At 67.6% G+C, this 15479-nt stretch carries 13 protein-coding genes; 6 read left to right on the top strand and 7 right to left on the bottom strand.

Features of this window, described 5'->3' with window-relative positions:
• The first annotated feature begins 19 nt into the window (after positions 1–19).
• Entirely contained in the window at positions 20–3313 is a 3294-nt protein-coding gene (gene icmF, locus BSY239_RS01420; protein ID WP_069045265.1) for a fused isobutyryl-CoA mutase/GTPase IcmF, read from the top strand.
• A 7-nt stretch (positions 3314–3320) separates the two neighbouring features.
• A complete protein-coding gene (locus tag BSY239_RS01415; protein ID WP_083239751.1) occupies positions 3321–4226 on the top strand; it encodes a diacylglycerol/lipid kinase family protein in 906 nt (301 codons plus the stop codon).
• Here BSY239_RS01415 and BSY239_RS01410 read toward each other — a convergent pair.
• Together BSY239_RS01410 and BSY239_RS01405 are read right to left on the bottom strand one after the other, a co-directional pair.
• Positions 4223–5305, bottom strand: coding sequence for a DUF6352 family protein (locus tag BSY239_RS01410; RefSeq protein WP_069048700.1), 1083 nt, complete (start codon positions 5303–5305; stop codon positions 4223–4225). The two genes, BSY239_RS01415 and BSY239_RS01410, sit on opposite strands and share 4 nt — an antisense overlap.
• 91 nt (positions 5306–5396) lie before the next feature.
• On the bottom strand, positions 5397–6647 hold the full coding sequence (locus BSY239_RS01405; RefSeq protein ID WP_156775390.1) for a right-handed parallel beta-helix repeat-containing protein: 1251 nt from the start codon (positions 6645–6647) through the stop codon (positions 5397–5399).
• Positions 6648–6851: 204 nt separating this feature from the next.
• On the opposite strand from BSY239_RS01405, the gene rocF reads away from it, so the two are divergent.
• Entirely contained in the window at positions 6852–7769 is a 918-nt protein-coding gene (gene rocF / locus BSY239_RS01400) for an arginase (protein ID WP_069045262.1), read from the top strand.
• On the opposite strand, the gene BSY239_RS01395 is transcribed toward rocF, so the two are convergent.
• On the bottom strand, positions 7770–8069 hold the full coding sequence (locus BSY239_RS01395; protein WP_069045261.1) for an antibiotic biosynthesis monooxygenase family protein: 300 nt from the start codon (positions 8067–8069) through the stop codon (positions 7770–7772).
• Complete coding sequence (locus tag BSY239_RS01390) at positions 8014–9714, bottom strand: GMC family oxidoreductase (protein ID WP_083239750.1); 1701 nt, start codon at positions 9712–9714, stop codon at positions 8014–8016. Before BSY239_RS01390 ends, BSY239_RS01395 begins: the two co-directional genes overlap by 56 nt.
• Before the next feature lie 177 nt (positions 9715–9891).
• Between BSY239_RS01390 and BSY239_RS01385 the strand changes: the two genes are divergently transcribed.
• Complete coding sequence (locus tag BSY239_RS01385) at positions 9892–10743, top strand: 3-hydroxybutyryl-CoA dehydrogenase (protein WP_069045260.1); 852 nt, start codon at positions 9892–9894, stop codon at positions 10741–10743.
• 3 nt (positions 10744–10746) lie between these two features.
• On the opposite strand, the gene BSY239_RS01380 is transcribed toward BSY239_RS01385, so the two are convergent.
• The 3 genes from BSY239_RS01380 to BSY239_RS01370 are packed head-to-tail and all read right to left on the bottom strand — an operon-like array spanning position 10747 to position 13062.
• Complete coding sequence (locus tag BSY239_RS01380) at positions 10747–11493, bottom strand: SDR family NAD(P)-dependent oxidoreductase (protein ID WP_069045259.1); 747 nt, start codon at positions 11491–11493, stop codon at positions 10747–10749.
• Positions 11494–11500: 7 nt separating this feature from the next.
• Positions 11501–12442 (bottom strand): pyridoxamine 5'-phosphate oxidase family protein, encoded by a 942-nt coding sequence (locus BSY239_RS01375; protein ID WP_069045258.1) that lies wholly within the window; start codon positions 12440–12442, stop codon positions 11501–11503.
• A complete protein-coding gene (locus BSY239_RS01370; RefSeq protein ID WP_069045257.1) occupies positions 12439–13062 on the bottom strand; it encodes a glutathione S-transferase family protein in 624 nt (207 codons plus the stop codon). The genes BSY239_RS01375 and BSY239_RS01370 overlap by 4 nt, the downstream gene beginning before the upstream one ends.
• 102 nt (positions 13063–13164) lie before the next feature.
• Here BSY239_RS01370 and BSY239_RS01365 point away from each other — a divergent pair, with 102 nt between their 5' ends.
• Positions 13165–14070, top strand: a complete 906-nt coding sequence (locus BSY239_RS01365; protein WP_069045256.1) for a LysR family transcriptional regulator — start codon at positions 13165–13167, stop codon at positions 14068–14070.
• On the top strand, positions 14067–15476 hold the full coding sequence (gene gorA, locus BSY239_RS01360; RefSeq protein WP_069045255.1) for a glutathione-disulfide reductase: 1410 nt from the start codon (positions 14067–14069) through the stop codon (positions 15474–15476). Before BSY239_RS01365 ends, gorA begins: the two co-directional genes overlap by 4 nt.
• Positions 15477–15479: the final 3 nt, after the last annotated feature.

Here is a 15479-nt window from a genome sequence, read left to right as displayed (position 1 = left end):
ACCGACAGAGAGAGACACCATGAGCAACCTCGCCGCCGAATACCAGGCCCTGGCCAACTACCGTCCCACGCACAAGGTGCGTTTCGTCACCGCCGCGAGTCTCTTCGACGGGCACGACGCGGCCATCAACATCATGCGGCGCATCCTGCAGGGCATGGGTGCCGAGGTGATCCACCTGGGCCACAACCGCTCGGTGGACGAGGTGGTCACCGCCGCGCTGCAGGAAGACGCGCAGGGCATCGCGATCAGTTCCTACCAGGGCGGCCACGTCGAATATTTCAAGTACATGGTCGACCTGCTCAAGAGCCGGGGCGGCGAACACATCCAGGTGTTCGGTGGCGGCGGCGGCGTGATCGTGCCGAGCGAAATCCGCGAACTGCAGGACTACGGCGTGACGCGCATCTACAGCCCGGAAGACGGCCAGAAGATGGGCCTGGCCGGCATGATCGGCGAGATGGTGATGCGTTGTGACCGCGACCTGAGCCCGTACGCACCCACGTCACTGGCGGCCATTGAAGGCCAGGGCGAAATGAACTGGCGCGCGCTGGCGCAGCTGATCACGGTGCTGGAAAACGGCAACGCCGACCAAGCCATCGTGAGCGCCTTGCGCGAACAGGCCAAGACGAAGAAGGTGCCCGTGCTCGGCATCACCGGCACCGGCGGTGCGGGCAAGTCCTCGCTCACCGACGAACTCATCCGCCGCCTGCGCCTGGACCAGGACGACAGCCTGCGCGTGGCCGTGATCAGCATCGACCCTTCGCGCCGCAAGAGCGGCGGCGCGCTGCTGGGTGACCGCATCCGCATGAACGCCATCAACCCGTGGAGTCAGGGCCAGCGCGTGTACATGCGCAGCCTGGCCACACGCGACTTCGGCAGCGAGATCAGCGCCGCCCTGCCGGACGTGATCGCCGCCTGCAAGTGCGCGGGCTTCGACCTCATCGTGGTCGAGACCTCGGGCATCGGCCAGGGCGATGCGGCCATCGTGCCGCACGTGGACCTGCCCATGTACGTGATGACACCCGAGTTCGGCGCGGCCAGCCAGCTGGAGAAGATCGACATGCTCGACTTCGCCGCGTTCGTGGCCATCAACAAGTTCGACCGCAAGGGCTCGCTCGACGCCCTGCGCGACGTGTCCAAACAAGTGCAGCGCAACCAGGAAGCCTGGAGCACGCCGCCCGACCAGATGCCGGTGTTTGGCACCATGGCCGCGCGCTTCAACGACGACGGCGTGACCGCGCTCTACCAGGCGCTCAAGACGAAGCTGGGTGAACTCGGCCTGCCGCTGAAAGACGGCCGCCTGCCCACGGTGAAGGTGCGTCACAGCACCAACCAGACCCCCATCGTGCCGCCAGCGCGAACGCGTTACCTCGCCGAGATCAGCGACACGGTGCGCGGCTACAAGAAGAAGGCGATCGAGCAGGCGCGGCTGGCGCGCGAGATCCAGCAGCTCACCGCCAGCGCGACCATGCTGCGGGTGGAAAAACCCGAACGTTCACGCGCCGCCGAGGCGGTGATCGATCTGGCGCAGGTGCGTGAACTCGACCAGGACCCGGCCGCCCGCAAGCTGCTGACCCAATGGCCCGACATGCAGAAGGCCTACGCGGGCGACGAGTACGTGGTGAAGATCCGCGACAAGGAAATCCGCACCGCGCTCACCACCAGGAGCCTCTCGGGCACCACCATCCGCAAGGTGGCGCTGCCCAAGTACGAGGACCACGGCGAGATTCTGAAGTGGCTGATGCTGGACAACGTGCCCGGCAGCTTCCCGTACACGGCCGGCACCTTCGCCTTCAAGCGCGAAGGCGAAGACCCCACCCGCATGTTCGCGGGGGAGGGTGACGCCTTTCGCACCAACACGCGCTTCAAGCTGTTGTCGGCCGGCACACCGGCCAAGCGCCTTTCCACCGCGTTCGACTCGGTCACGCTCTACGGCAACGATCCCGACCCGCGCCCCGACATCTACGGCAAGGTGGGCAATTCGGGTGTGAGCATCGCCACGCTGGACGACATGAAGGTACTCTACGGTGGCTTCGATCTCTGCCACCCCGCCACGTCGGTCTCCATGACCATCAACGGCCCGGCGCCCAGCATCCTGGCGATGTTCATGAACACCGCGATCGACCAGAACCTGGAGAAGTTCGAAGCCGAGAACGGCCGCGCGCCCACCGACACCGAAGCCGCCAAGATCCGCGAATGGGTGCTGGCCAACGTGCGCGGCACGGTGCAGGCCGACATCCTGAAGGAAGACCAGGGCCAGAACACCTGCATCTTCTCCACCGAGTTTTCACTCAAGGTGATGGGCGACATCGCCGAGTACTTCGTGCACCACGACGTGCGCAATTTCTACTCGGTGTCGATCTCGGGGTATCACATCGCAGAAGCCGGCGCGAACCCGATCAGCCAGCTCGCGTTCACGCTCTCCAACGGCTTCACCTTCGTGGAGGCGTACTTGGCGCGCGGCATGCACATCGACGACTTCGCGCCCAACCTGAGCTTCTTCTTCAGCAACGGCATGGACCCAGAGTACACAGTGTTGGGCCGCGTGGCCCGGCGCATCTGGGCCGTGGCCCTGCGCGACCGCTATGGCGCCAACGAGCGCAGCCAGAAGCTCAAATACCACGTGCAGACCAGCGGCCGCAGCCTGCACGCGCAGGAGATCCAGTTCAACGACATCCGCACCACGCTGCAGGCGCTGATCGCCGTCTACGACAACTGCAACAGCCTGCACACCAACGCGTTTGATGAAGCCATCACCACGCCGACCGAAGACTCGGTGCGCCGCGCCATGGCGATCCAGCTCATCATCAACCGCGAGTGGGGCCTGGCCAAGAACGAGAACCCCAACCAGGGGGCGTTCATCATCGACGAGCTCACCGAACTGGTGGAAGAGGCCGTGCTGCAGGAGTTCGAAAAGATTGCCGAGCGCGGTGGCGTGCTGGGCGCGATGGAAACCGGCTACCAGCGCGGCAAGATCCAGGACGAGTCCATGCACTACGAGATGCTCAAGCACACGGGTGAGTACCCGATCGTGGGCGTGAACACCTTCCGCAACCCGCACGGCGATGTGACGCCCGACACGCTCGAGCTGGCGCGCTCGACCGACGACGAGAAACAAAGCCAGCTCAAGCGCCTGGCCGAGTTCCACGCGCTCCACGCCAACGAGTCGCCGGCCATGCTGCAACGCCTGAAACAGGCGGTGATCGAGAACGGCAACGTGTTCGAGGTGCTGATGCAGGCGGTGCGCGTGTGCTCGCTCGGCCAGATCACCTCGGCCCTGTTCGAGGTGGGCGGCCAGTACCGCCGCAACATGTGAGCACCCGTTGAGATCGGGTCCGCAGCGCTGCGTGCTGCTCAATCCGCACGCCCAGGGCGGGCGGGCAGCGGCCTTGTTGCCACGGTTGCAGGCGGCCTTGCCGCCCGACGTGGTGCTGCACGCGCCGCGCGACCTGGTGGATGCCCTCGCGCTGCTGCAGAAACTGCCCGAGGGCAGCCGGGTGGTGGCGGTGGGCGGCGATGGCACGCTCAACCGCTGGCTGCCTGCCCTGCTGCATCGCGGCCACGAGCTGGGTGTGGTGGCGGTGGGCACCGGCAACGACGTGGCGCGTTCGCTCGGCCTGCACGGGCGCGCCCCACTGGCCTCGCTGGTCCACGCGCTCAACGCCGACCCGCGCGCCATGGACGTGGGCTGCGCCGAGTGGATGGACCCGCAGGGGCGTGAATACCGCGTGCTGTTCCTCTCCAGCTTCACCGCGGGCTTTGACTCGGCGGTGGTGCTGCGCACGCTGAGCGGGCCGCGCTGGCTCAGCGGCATGCCGCGCTATGCGTGGGCCGCGCTGACCGAGCTGGCCCACCTGCAGACCTGGCGGCTCGACGTCACGGCCAACGGCAAACACATGCACAGCGGCCCGGCGCTGTTTGCATCCAGCCTGAACACGCCCACCTTCGGCAGCGGCATGCCCGCCACACCGGCCGCGCGCACCAACGACGGCCTGCTCAACCTGCTGCTGGCCGGGGAGTTTGGCCGGCTGGGCGCGCTGGGCATGTTGCCGCGCCTGCTCACCGGCACGCACCTCGGCCACAGCCGCATCCGCACCCGCGCTTTCGACAGCCTCACCGTGAGCAGCGACCCCGACCTGCCGCTGGCGGCCGACGGTGAGTTCCTTGGCTATGCGCGGCAGCTGAAGTTGAGCGTGTTGCCGGGCGCGCTGGCGGTCGTGGGGATCTAGATCGATCGTGCCAGCGGCAGGTTCAGCAGCAGGTTCTGCGGCTTGATCTTCAGCAGGCCTTCGGCGTTCATGGCCAGGCCCAGGTAGACCGGCTTGCCGCGCACGTCGCCCTGCATGTCTTGTGGATCGTCGAAGCCCAGGCGGAACAGGCTGATCAGGCGCTGCTGGCGCTCGGGCTCCACGTCAACGCCCCGGTACAGGTCGTTGAGCAAGGCGGTGGACTCGGCGTCCAGCCCGACGTGCCAGCGCCAGGCTTCGTCATCCACCCGTGCCTCGGGCTGCACCTGCACCGCCACGCCGTGGAAATGCCGCACCCACCGCTGCAGCACCTGCGCCAGCGCCTTCAGGCCCGACTGCGAACGGTTCATGGTGAGCGTGAGGCCGTGCGAGAGCTCGCGCTGGATTTCGTGGGTGAGGTCGAGCACGAAGTTGAAGCGTCCGTTGCCCGCGCGGCTCTGCAGGTAGCGCGCGGCGTTGTCGTCGCTCAGCACCTCGATGTTCACCTCGGGGATGGCCGCGCCGCTCTGCATGAGCAGCCGGCCCACCGCGCCCAGGCCGCCGGTTTCGTTCAGCATGTCCAGCACCTCGCTGTCGCCGCTGAGCACGCGCCCGTCCTGCACACGCACGCGCTGGCGGCGAAACAGCATCTCGGCCGCGCGCCACTGCCAGGCGTCGTCCACGCCGTCCAGCAGGTTGCACACCAGGGCCTGCACCACGAGGTCGAGGAACAGCGGAGGGATCTGCACCGAGCCGGCCTTGAAGAAACCGGCGTAGGCCGCTTCCAGCGAACCGGCCGCGATCACCGCGTCGCGAAACCCCAGGAACAGGCGGTGGTTGGCGCGTGCGTCGTCGTCTTCAAACGCGTCGAGTTCGTGTGGAGCCACCGTGCGTGTGGGCGCGTCCGTGAGCCAGGCGTGCAAGGCCTGCTCGGCGGCACACGATTCTTCGACCAGGGCCAGTTCGGGCCGCTGCAGCCACAGGCGCCAGTAGTCGTCGGTCGGCACAAGCCAGCCACGCGGGTTGCGCGTCAGGTGGTCAAAGCCACAGGGGGTCCACAGGGGAGAAGCTTGGGAAGGCATGGCAGGCGCCCGCGGCGCGAGGCCGGCGTGGGTGGGTTTTACAGGGACACAGGGGGCCTGCATTGTCGTTCACCCGCCCTGCCCCCCGGGTTCAAGGGGCCGACTGCAAGGCCCCTGCTTTCCGGGCGCCCGAGATCGCGCGCAACTGGTAGGGCCGCGGTGCATCGCGCACGTAGCCCGCGTCGAGCACGCTGCCCACATCCAGCATGGCCTGCAGGGACACATCGGGCCAGAAGCGCGGGTTGGCGATGTTGTCCACGCCCGGGATGTTGCCGGCCAGGCCGCTCACGTTGCCGGTCTGCACCGCATTGCCACTGGCGAAGCTGCCGGTGAGCACCGCCTGGTTGCCGGTGCCGGCGAACAGGTTGCCCTTGAGGTTGACCGCCTGGGTGCCGGCGTAGGCGGCCACGAAGGCGCCACCCGAGCGCGTGATGGCCACGGTGTTGTGCGTGAGCTCCAGCGTGTTGGTGGCGTGGGCCAGGCCCTCGGCGCCGAACGAGATCGCGCTGGGGTTCTGCGCATTCGGACCCTTGTGGAGCAGGTTGCCCCGCATCACCACCCGTCCGCCGTTGGGGAAGTCGGCCAGGTAGCTGGCCGTGCCGGAGGTTCCGTCCATCAGGTAGCTGTTTTCAATGACCGACTCGCGCGCACGGCTCTTGAGGTTGTGGCCCACCTTCGCTTCGTGGAAATAGCTCGCCGAGACCGTGAGCCGGTCGATCTGGCCCACGTAGAGGTTGTGGGTGTAGCCGTCTCCCCGCCCGTTGCGCGCGAACTCCGAGCCTTCGATGACCAGGCTCGCTGCGCCGGCGCTGGTGAGGATGCCGTTCTCGTTGTCGAAAAAGCCGCTGTTGCGGATGCGCAGCCAGCCGCCGTGTTCGGCGCGGATGCCGGCCCCGTTGTGGTCGGGCACGGCGGCATTGCGGAACTCGACGCTGTCGATGGTGATGTTGCTGCCCGACACCACCCAGATCGCCTTGCCACCCGCACTCTTGCCATCGGCAAAGAGTCGGGCACGGCCGCCCACGCCGCAGAGGGTGAGGTCGTTCTGGCGCCAGGTGGCGACATCGCCGCGGTAGTCGCCCGCAGCGATGCGGATCACGTCGCCGTTCCGGGCCGCGGCCGCGGCGGCGCTGGGGGTGGCCAGCGCTTTGCCCGGGCCCACGTTCAAGACACGCCCGGTGGCGCTGTCGCAAGCCAGGCTGCCCTGCGGCACGGCGGGCAGGGAGGCCTGGCTCGCCGGTTCGGCACGGGGGGTGGCGGTGTCGTCCGATCCACCACCACCGCAGGCGCTCAGGCCGAGGGTGGTCAACAGAAGACAGGTCCAGGAAATCGGTGTGTTCATCGGTCAGGGTCCAGGGTCGGATTCGGCAAAGGCCGCAGTCTGCCAGCGACCTCTGGTGCAACCGGCCTGGAACGTAGGTTGATGTAACGGCCTTCTACCCACGCGCCCGGTGCATCGGCGCACAGACGCCCGCATCCCGACACAGCCCATACCAAGAGATACACGGCGGCCACCCCGTTGGCGCTTCTCAAGGACAATCGCCGCATGCAAAAACACATCAGCCTCATCGGCGTGCCCACCGACATCGGCGCTGGCACGCGCGGCGCCTCCATGGGCCCCGAGGCCATGCGCGTGGCCAACCTCGCCAGCGTGCTCGAGGGCCACGGTCTGAACGTGATCGACCGGGGCAACCTGAGCGGCCCGCCCAACCCCTGGCAGCCGCCCACCGACGGCTACCGCCACCTGCCCGAGGTGGCGGCCTGGAACGAGACCCTGCACCACGCGGTGCATGCCGAACTGGCGCTGGGCCGCCTGCCCATCGTGCTCGGGGGCGACCACTGCCTGGGCCTGGGCTCCATCAGCGCGGTGGCACGCCATTGCCGCGACACCGGCAAACAACTGCGGGTGCTCTGGCTCGACGCCCACGCCGACTACAACACCGCCGCGCTCACGCCCAGCGGCAACATCCACGGCATGCCGGTGGCGCTGCTGTGCGGGCACGGGCCGGCGCTGCTCACCGGCATCGGCGGCACCACGCCGGCCATTGACGCGAGCGTGGTGCGCCAGATCGGCATCCGCAGCGTGGACGCCGGTGAAAAGCGGCTGGTGCACGAAGAAGGGCTGGAGGTGTTCGACATGCGCTACATCGACGAGATGGGCATGCGCCACACCATGGAGCAGGCGCTCGCGGGCATGGACGACAACACCCACCTGCACGTGAGCTTCGACGTGGACTTTCTCGACCCCGACATCGCGCCCGGCGTGGGCACCACCGTGCCCGGCGGCCCCACCTACCGCGAAGCGCAGCTGTGCATGGAAATGATCGCCGACACCGGACGGCTGGCGTCCATGGATGTGATGGAACTCAACCCGGCCCTGGACGTGCGCAACCGCACGGCGGAGCTGGCGGTGGACCTGATCGAAAGCCTGTTCGGCAAGTCCACGCTGATGCGGAGAAGCTGATCAGCTTTTGCCCACCAGCTCCAGGTGCTCGACCACCGGGGGCTGGGCGAAGAACGGGCCGACGATGGCGCGCCACTGGGGGAACAGGTCGGAGCCGCGAAAGCCCACCGTGTGGTCTTCCAGCGTGTCCCAGTAAATCATCAGCAGGTAGCGCCCCGGCGTCTCGATGCTGCGGTTGACCTTGTAGCCCTTGAAACCCTTTGCGTGCGCAACGACGGTCGTCACGCCGCGCAGGATGGCCTCCTCAAACGCCGAGCTCTTGAGGGGATCGATCCGGATGTCGGCGTGTTCGAGAATCATGGTCTTGTTCCTGAAATGAAGATGCCTGGAGGCGGTCGTCCAGCATCATATCGACCGCCTTCTCGGCCATCATGATCACGGGGGCATTGGTGTTGCCGCCCACCACCGTGGGCATCACCGACGCGTCCACCACCCGCAGACCCGCCACACCGTGCACGCGCAGCCGCGCGTCCACCACGTCCATCGGGCCAGGCCCCATGCGACACGTGCCCACCGGGTGGTAGATGGTGTCGGCGTGGTTGCGCACGAACTGCTCGATCTGCGCCGGGCTTTGTGCCAGCACCGAGGTGGCCGACTCGGTGCCACCGTGGCGTTTGAGCGCGGGTTGCTCCAGCAGCCGGCGCATCACCTCGAAGCCACGCACCAGGCGCGCGGTGTCGTCGGGGTCTTGCAGAAACGCGGGATCGATGAGCGGTGCCACCTGCGGGTCGGCGCTGGCCAGGCGCAGGCTGCCGCGGCTCTTTGGGCGCAGCAGACACACGTGGCACGAATACCCATGGCCCAGCACCGACTTGCGGCCGTGGTCCACCAGCTTGCCCACCACAAAGTGCAGTTGCAGGTCGGGGATGGCTTCTTCCGGAGCACTCTTGATGAAGCCGCCGGCCTCGGCGAAGTTGCTGGTGAGAATGCCACTGCGCCGGCGTCGCCATTCGAAGATGCCTCGCAGTGCTTTCCACATCCCGCCCGGCGTGAGGCCGAACAGGTCTTTCACCTTCGGTGCGTTGACCACGATCACCACGTCCACGTGGTCGTGCAGGTTCGCGCCCACGCCGGGCAGGTCCAGTACCGGCGAGATGCCGTGTTCTTGCAGGTGTGCCGCCGGGCCGATGCCCGAGAGCATGAGCAGCTGGGGTGAGCCGAAGGCGCCGGCGCTCAGCACCACCTCGCCGCCCGCGTTCAAACGCAGGCTCTGCAAAGGACCGCGCCCGCCATTGCTCCGGTATTCGACACCCACTGCGCGCGGTGGGTTCACGTCGGTGTCCATCACCACGCGGGTGGTCAGTGCGTTCGTGATCACCTGCAGGTTGGGCCGCTGCAGGTGCGGCGTGAGGTAGGCCTTGGCGGCGCTGAAGCGCTCGCCGTTCTTGTGCGTGACCTGGTAGGCGCCCACACCTTCCTGCTCAAGCCCGTTGAAGTCGGTGTTGTGCCGGTAGCCTGCCTGCTGGCCGGCTTCGATGAACGAGGCCAGAAACGGATTGGGGCTGCGCAGGTCCATCACATTGAGTGGGCCACCCTGGCCGTGCAGCGCGTCGGCACCGCGTTCGTTGTGCTCGGCGCGTTTGAAGTACGGCAACACGTCGGCGTACGACCAACCCGGGTTGCCCTGCGCGGCCCAGCCGTCGTAGTCGCTCGCGTGGCCGCGCGCGTAGACCATCGCATTGATCGAGCTGGAGCCGCCCAGCACCTTGCCGCGCGGCTGGTAGCCACGCCGGCCGTTCAAACCGGGTTGTGGCACGGTGTTGTAGCCCCAGCCGTTCATTTCGAACTTGGCGATCACTGCGAGACCGGCCGGGCAATGGATCAAGACGCTGCGGTCGGGCGGGCCGGCTTCGATGAGCGCGACGCGAAGGGCGGGGTCTTCGCTGAGGCGGCCGGCGAGCACGCTGCCGGCCGAGCCGCCGCCAACGATGATGTAGTCGAACATGGGTGTCTCCGTCGTGTGTGGCGCCCGTCAAAGCGTGCGCGACAATCCAGCAGCAAGTTAGCACCGGGGTTGGCGCGCCGGTAGGCAGTGGCACCTAGGAAACCAGGCCCGTCGACACCCCGGCGACACAGGGAAAACCCCGACACCACCACCCACATCCGCAGGAGAAACCACCACATGAACAGCATCCAGACCGTCGGCATCATCGGCTCGGGCACCATGGGCAACGGCATCGCGCAGGCCTGCGCCACCAGCGGCATCCGCGTGGTCATGGTCGACATCGCGCAGGCCGCGGTCGACAAGGGCCTGGCCACCGTGGCCGGCAGCCTGGACCGCCTGATCAAGAAAGACAAGATCAGCGCCGCCGACAAGGACAAGGCGCTGTCGCTCATCACCGGCTCGACGAACTACGACGACCTCAAGGGCGCGCAACTCGTGATTGAAGCGGCCACCGAGAGCGAAGGCCTGAAGGTCAAGATCCTGCAGCAGCTCGACGGCCTGCTCGCCGCCGACGTGATCGTGGCCACCAACACCAGCTCGATCAGCATCACCAAGCTGGCCGCCGCCACGCAGCGCCCCGACCGCTTCATCGGCATGCACTTCTTCAACCCCGTGCCCATGATGGCGCTGGTGGAGATCATCCGCGGCCTGCAGACCAGCGATGCCACACACGACGCCGTGAAAGCCCTGGCGCTGGCGCTGGGCAAGACTCCGATCACGGTGAAGAACGCGCCCGGCTTCGTGGTCAACCGCATCCTCGTGCCCATGATCAACGAGGCCTTCTTCGTGCTGGCCGAAGGCCTGGCCACGCCGGAAGACATCGACGCCGGCATGAAGCTCGGCACCAACCAGCCCATCGGCCCGCTGGCGCTGGCCGACATGATCGGCCTGGACGTGTGCCTGGCGGTGATGAACGTTTACGTGGCCGAGTACAACGACAGCAAGTACCGCCCTGCGCCGCTGCTGAAAGAAATGGTGGCTGCGGGCTGGCTGGGTCGAAAGACCGGGCGCGGCGTCTACACCTACTGAGCTTCACCAGGGGACTGGCAGTCCCTTGTGATCGAAGAACTGCCCGCTGCTGCCAGCGGGCAGCGCGTCGATGACGGCCAGCAGATCGCTCGCGGCTTCTTCGGCGGGCCGCACCTGCAAACCGGTCTTGGCAAACGGCTGCGACAAGCCCGTGTCCACCGTGCCCGGGTGCAAGGCCACACACAGCGCCTCCTTGTTGCGCCGCGCCAGTTCAATGGCCGAGGTGTGCACGAGCTGGTTGAGCGCAGCCTTGGACGCGCGGTAGGCGTACCACCCGCCCAAAGCGTTGTCGCCGATGCTGCCCACACGCGCCGACAGGAACGCGGCCACGCAGCGCCCCTGCCTGGGCAACAGCGGCAAGAAGTGGCGCATCACCAGCGCGGGGCCGATGGCGTTGATCAGGAAGTTGTGCTGCAAGGCATCGGCGCTCAGGTGTTGCCACGAGCGCTCGGGTTCGGCGCGTTGGCCACTCGCCGTGGCACCGTGCAGGAAGCCGGTGGCCACGATCAAGCGCTGCAATGGCCCGCCGGTGCGTGCGAGGTGATCGGCCACGTGACCAGCGCAGGCGGCCACGGTGGTCTCCTCCGCGTAGTCCAGCGCGGGGTGCGTGCTCCGCCCCAGCGACAGCACCTCGAACCCCTGCGCCTGCAACCCCGCCACCAGCGCCGCGCCGATGCCGCCGGTGCCGCCGATCACCACCGCCAGGCCTTGGGTGTCGTGGGCGCGGTCGGGCGAAGAGACAGTGGTCATCGGCCCATTATCTGGATGGCCAATAACCCGTGCCGGCGAGGTGGGGCGAGCGTTCGGCAGGACCCCAGCGCAGTGGCAGACCCCCTTGCACGTGAACGACCTGGGTGACGTCCAGCCGCAGCAGGCGCTGCGCACCCGCAAAGGCTGCGAGCTCCGGGCCGTCCCACACCACGCTGGCGCGCGCCGCGAGGTAGAGCCGCTCGCCGCGCTCGAAGTCCACGAACAGCAGACCCGCCAGCGGGTGCACCGCGATGTTGCCCAGCGTGTTGAAAAACTGGTTGCCGACGAAATCGGGCACGGTGAGGCGGTCGCCCTCGACCTTCACGAAACCCGGCGCGCCGCCGCGGTGCGACACGTCCAGGCCGTGGCGAGGCTCGTGTGCGGCAGCCGCTTGCGGATGTGCGGTGGCGATGAAGAAGGTGTCGGCGGCACGGATCAGTTCGCGCGCCACGTCGTTGAGACCCGGCCCCTGGTGCACCACCTGAGCGGCCGGTGCGGCGTCTGTCCACGCCGGCTCCCGAGCCTGGATGTACTTCGGGCAGTTGCCGAAGCTCTGGCCCACCTCGACCCGCAGGCCACCGTCTTGCAAGTGCACCGTGCCGTTCATGCGGTTGCGACGGCGCGTGTGCGGCTGCATGCCGAGCAGGCCGATGGCAGCGCCCTCGTGCAGCGTGTGCTGCAGGGGGTCGTGTGGCAGCGGCTGGGCGCGGATGTGCAGGTGCGTGGGGTCGGGCGACTGCATGAAGCCGGGTGCACCCGCGAGCACGCTGGCCCAGGGCTGGCCCAGGCCGTCCAGACTGCCCACCACCACAAACGGCAGCAGGCCGAAAAATTCGCGGTGCTGGTCGGGCATGTGGTCGCGCATCACGCGCGGGCCGATCTGCGCCATCTGCGCCTGCACGCCCACCCGCGCCTGCAGGGCCCGCTCACCGGCATGAAAGGCGGTCATGACGCCAGCCCCACCGGCGACTTGAGCATGGGCACAAAACCCGGCAAGGCCTCGATGCGCGCCAGCCAGGCGCGGATGGCGGGCCAGGGCTGCAGCGACACCAGGCCTTCGGGCGCGCGTGCCACGTAGGCGTAGTGCGCCACATCGGCGAGCGTCGCGCGCTCACCCACCAGAAACGGCGTGCGCTCCAGTTCGGCCTCCATCAAACCGAACAGGGCTTCGGAACGCGCCACCGCATCCTTCGGGTCGGTCGGCAACTTGAACAGCTGCACCACGCGGGCGGCGGCCGGGCCGAAAGCCAGCGGGCCGGCCGCCAGCGACAACCAGCGCTGCACACGCGCCGCACCCACCGGGTCGCGCGGCAACCACTCGCCCGGCGCGTGCCTGCCTTCCAGGTAGACCAGGATGGCGTTCGAATCGGCCAGCGTCAGGTCACCGTCGCGCAGCACAGGGATCTGGCCCAGCGGGTTCATGGCCAGAAATTCGGGCGACTTGTGCTGCTTCTGCGCGAGGTCGACGTCGATGCTTTCGTACGGCAGGCCGAGCAGCGAGAGGAAGAGTTCGACGCGGTGGCAGTGGCCGGAGACAGCGTTGCGGTAGAGCTGGAGGCTGGGTTTCATGGGGACTCCTGGGTGGGTGAGGCCGCCATCTTGTTTGCTGCGGCCAGTTTCACAAATACCCTTTGCCACACATGACTGCTCCATAAATCGGTCTAATGACGCATGGACAAATTCCGCGCCATGGGCACCTTTGTGCAGATCGCCGACGCCGGCAGCCTCACGGCGGCGGCCTGGGCCATGGGTGCCTCCTTGCCCGCGGTGGTGCGTTTGCTCGCGGCCTACGAGGCCGATCTGGGTGTGCGCCTGTTCAACCGCACCACGCGCCGCATCTCGCTCACCGAAGAGGGCCGCCGCCACCTGGAGAGCTGTCGCGCCCTGCTGGCCGCGGTGAACGAGGCCGAAGCCGATCTCAAAAACGACGCCACCGAGCCCGCCGGCCAGCTCACCATCACCGCGCCGGTGCTGTTCGGTCAGATGCACGTGGCACCCCTCGTCACGCGATTTGCACAGCAGCACCGCCAGATGCGCTGCCGCGTGATGCTGCTGGACCGCGTGGTGAACCTGCTCGAGGAAGGCATCGACGTGGGCATCCGCATCGGCCATCTGCAGGACTCCAGCCTGGTGGCGCTGCCGCTGGGCGAGATGCGTCGGGTGGTGGTGGCCAGCCCGACATACCTGCGCGAGCACGGCCGACCCGCACACCCCAACGATTTGCTCGCGGCCAACTGCGTGCGCGTGGCCGACCACACCCCCACCTGGGGCACGTTTCGCGACGGCAACAAAACCCTCAAGCTCGGCGTGGGCGGCAACCTCGAGTTCAATCACATTGCGCCCGCCGTGCAGGCCTGTGCCGCGGGCGCGGGCTTCGGCCAATTCCTCTGGTACCAGGTGGCACCGCTGCTGAACACTGGAGAATTGCAGACCGTGCTGGAGGGCTTTGAAGACACGCCACGCCCGATCCACGTGGTCTACCCGCACGCCCGCCTGCTGCCCACGCGCACGCGGGCCTTCATCGATTTCATCCGTCAAGAACTCAAGGGCTTTGCGCCCGGGAACACACCACCATGACCTCAACAACATTTGACTTCGACCTCTTCGTGATCGGCGGCGGCAGTGGCGGCGTGCGCGCTGCTCGCATGGCCGCGCAACGCGGCGCGCGCGTGGCGCTGGCCGAGGTGCTGGGCACCGACGGCCTGGGCGGCACCTGCGTGAACGTGGGCTGCATCCCCAAGAAGCTTTACAGCTACGCGGCGCATTTCGCTGAATCGTTCGAAGAGTCCCATGGCTTCGGCTGGGAAGGCGTGAAGCCGACCCTGAACTGGACCACCCTCAAGACCCAGCGCGCGAAAGAGATCACGCGCCTCAACGGCGTCTACGGCAACCTGCTGCGCGGCTCGGGTGTCACCGTGTTCGACGCCTTTGCGCGCCTCACCGGCCCACACGGCATCGCCCTGGCCACGCTCAACGCCGACGGCTCACCAGGCCACCAGGCATTCACCGCCCAACACATCCTGATCGCCACCGGCGGCACACCGCACGTGCCGCATTTTGTGGGGCGCGAACACGCCATCACCTCCAACGACATCTTCGACCTGGAGCCCTTCCCGCAGCGCCTGTTGGTGGTGGGCGGCGGCTACATCGCGAGCGAATTCGCCTCCATCTTCAACGGCCTGGGCTCGCACGTGACCCAGCTCTACCGCGGCGAGCAGATCCTGCGCGGCTTCGACGACGAGATCCGCCACTTCGTGGCCGGCGAGATGCGCAAGGCCGGTGTGGATGTGCGCCTGAACGCCGACGTGGTCGACATCCGCAAGACCGCCGAAGGCCTGCGCGTGGAGTGCGAAGGCGGTGGTGTGGTCATGGCCGATGCGGTGCTCTACGCCACCGGCCGCGTGCCCAACGTGAAAGACCTCGGGCTGGAGGCCGTGGGCGTGGCCCAGGGCGCGCAAGGTGAGGTGATCGTGGATGCGAACTACCGCACCAATGTGCCCTCGGTGTTCGCCGTGGGCGATGTGACCAACCGCGTGCAGCTCACCCCGGTGGCGCTCGGCGAGGCCATGGTGGTGGTGGACCAGCTGTTCGGCCCCACCGCCGGCAAGCCGCCGCGCAGCATGGCCTACGAGTTCATTCCCACCGCCGTGTTCACGCACCCGAGCATCGGAACCGTGGGCTACGGTGAACAGGCGGCGCGCGCGAAGTTCGGCGATGTGACCGTCTTCCGCAGCGAGTTCAAGGCGCTCAAACACACGCTGTCGGGCAGCACCGAGCGCACGCTCATGAAGCTGGTGGTGGACACTGCGAGCGACCGCGTGGTGGGTCTGCACATGGTGGGCGCCGAAGCGGGCGAGATCGTGCAGGGCTTTGCCGTGGCCATGAAAGCGGGGGCCACCAAGGCGGTGTTCGACAGCACCATCGGCATCCACCCCACAGCGGCCGAAGAGTTCGTGACCATGCGCGAACCCGTGAAGGCCTGAAAC

Source organism: Hydrogenophaga sp. RAC07, assembly GCF_001713375.1.
Classification (GTDB): Bacteria; Pseudomonadota; Gammaproteobacteria; order Burkholderiales; family Burkholderiaceae_C; genus Hydrogenophaga.
Note: the sequence above shows the minus strand (reverse complement) of the source record. Positions and strands in the feature narration are given on the sequence as shown.

What these genes read in the sequence shown, in the direction of transcription:
- BSY239_RS01385 (WP_069045260.1), top strand. Translation starts at nt 9,892, where the DNA reads ATGAACAGCATCCAGACCGTCGGCATCATCGGCTCGGGCACCATGGGC.
- rocF (WP_069045262.1), top strand. Translation starts at nt 6,852, where the DNA reads ATGCAAAAACACATCAGCCTCATCGGCGTGCCCACCGACATCGGCGCT.
- BSY239_RS01395 (WP_069045261.1), bottom strand. Translation starts at nt 8,069, where the DNA reads ATGATTCTCGAACACGCCGACATCCGGATCGATCCCCTCAAGAGCTCG.
- BSY239_RS01405 (WP_156775390.1), bottom strand. Translation starts at nt 6,647, where the DNA reads ATGAACACACCGATTTCCTGGACCTGTCTTCTGTTGACCACCCTCGGC.
- icmF (WP_069045265.1), top strand. Translation starts at nt 20, where the DNA reads ATGAGCAACCTCGCCGCCGAATACCAGGCCCTGGCCAACTACCGTCCC.
- BSY239_RS01370 (WP_069045257.1), bottom strand. Translation starts at nt 13,062, where the DNA reads ATGAAACCCAGCCTCCAGCTCTACCGCAACGCTGTCTCCGGCCACTGC.
- gorA (WP_069045255.1), top strand. Translation starts at nt 14,067, where the DNA reads ATGACCTCAACAACATTTGACTTCGACCTCTTCGTGATCGGCGGCGGC.
- BSY239_RS01390 (WP_083239750.1), bottom strand. Translation starts at nt 9,714, where the DNA reads ATGTTCGACTACATCATCGTTGGCGGCGGCTCGGCCGGCAGCGTGCTC.
- BSY239_RS01375 (WP_069045258.1), bottom strand. Translation starts at nt 12,442, where the DNA reads ATGACCGCCTTTCATGCCGGTGAGCGGGCCCTGCAGGCGCGGGTGGGC.
- BSY239_RS01410 (WP_069048700.1), bottom strand. Translation starts at nt 5,305, where the DNA reads ATGCCTTCCCAAGCTTCTCCCCTGTGGACCCCCTGTGGCTTTGACCAC.
- BSY239_RS01380 (WP_069045259.1), bottom strand. Translation starts at nt 11,493, where the DNA reads ATGACCACTGTCTCTTCGCCCGACCGCGCCCACGACACCCAAGGCCTG.
- BSY239_RS01365 (WP_069045256.1), top strand. Translation starts at nt 13,165, where the DNA reads ATGGACAAATTCCGCGCCATGGGCACCTTTGTGCAGATCGCCGACGCC.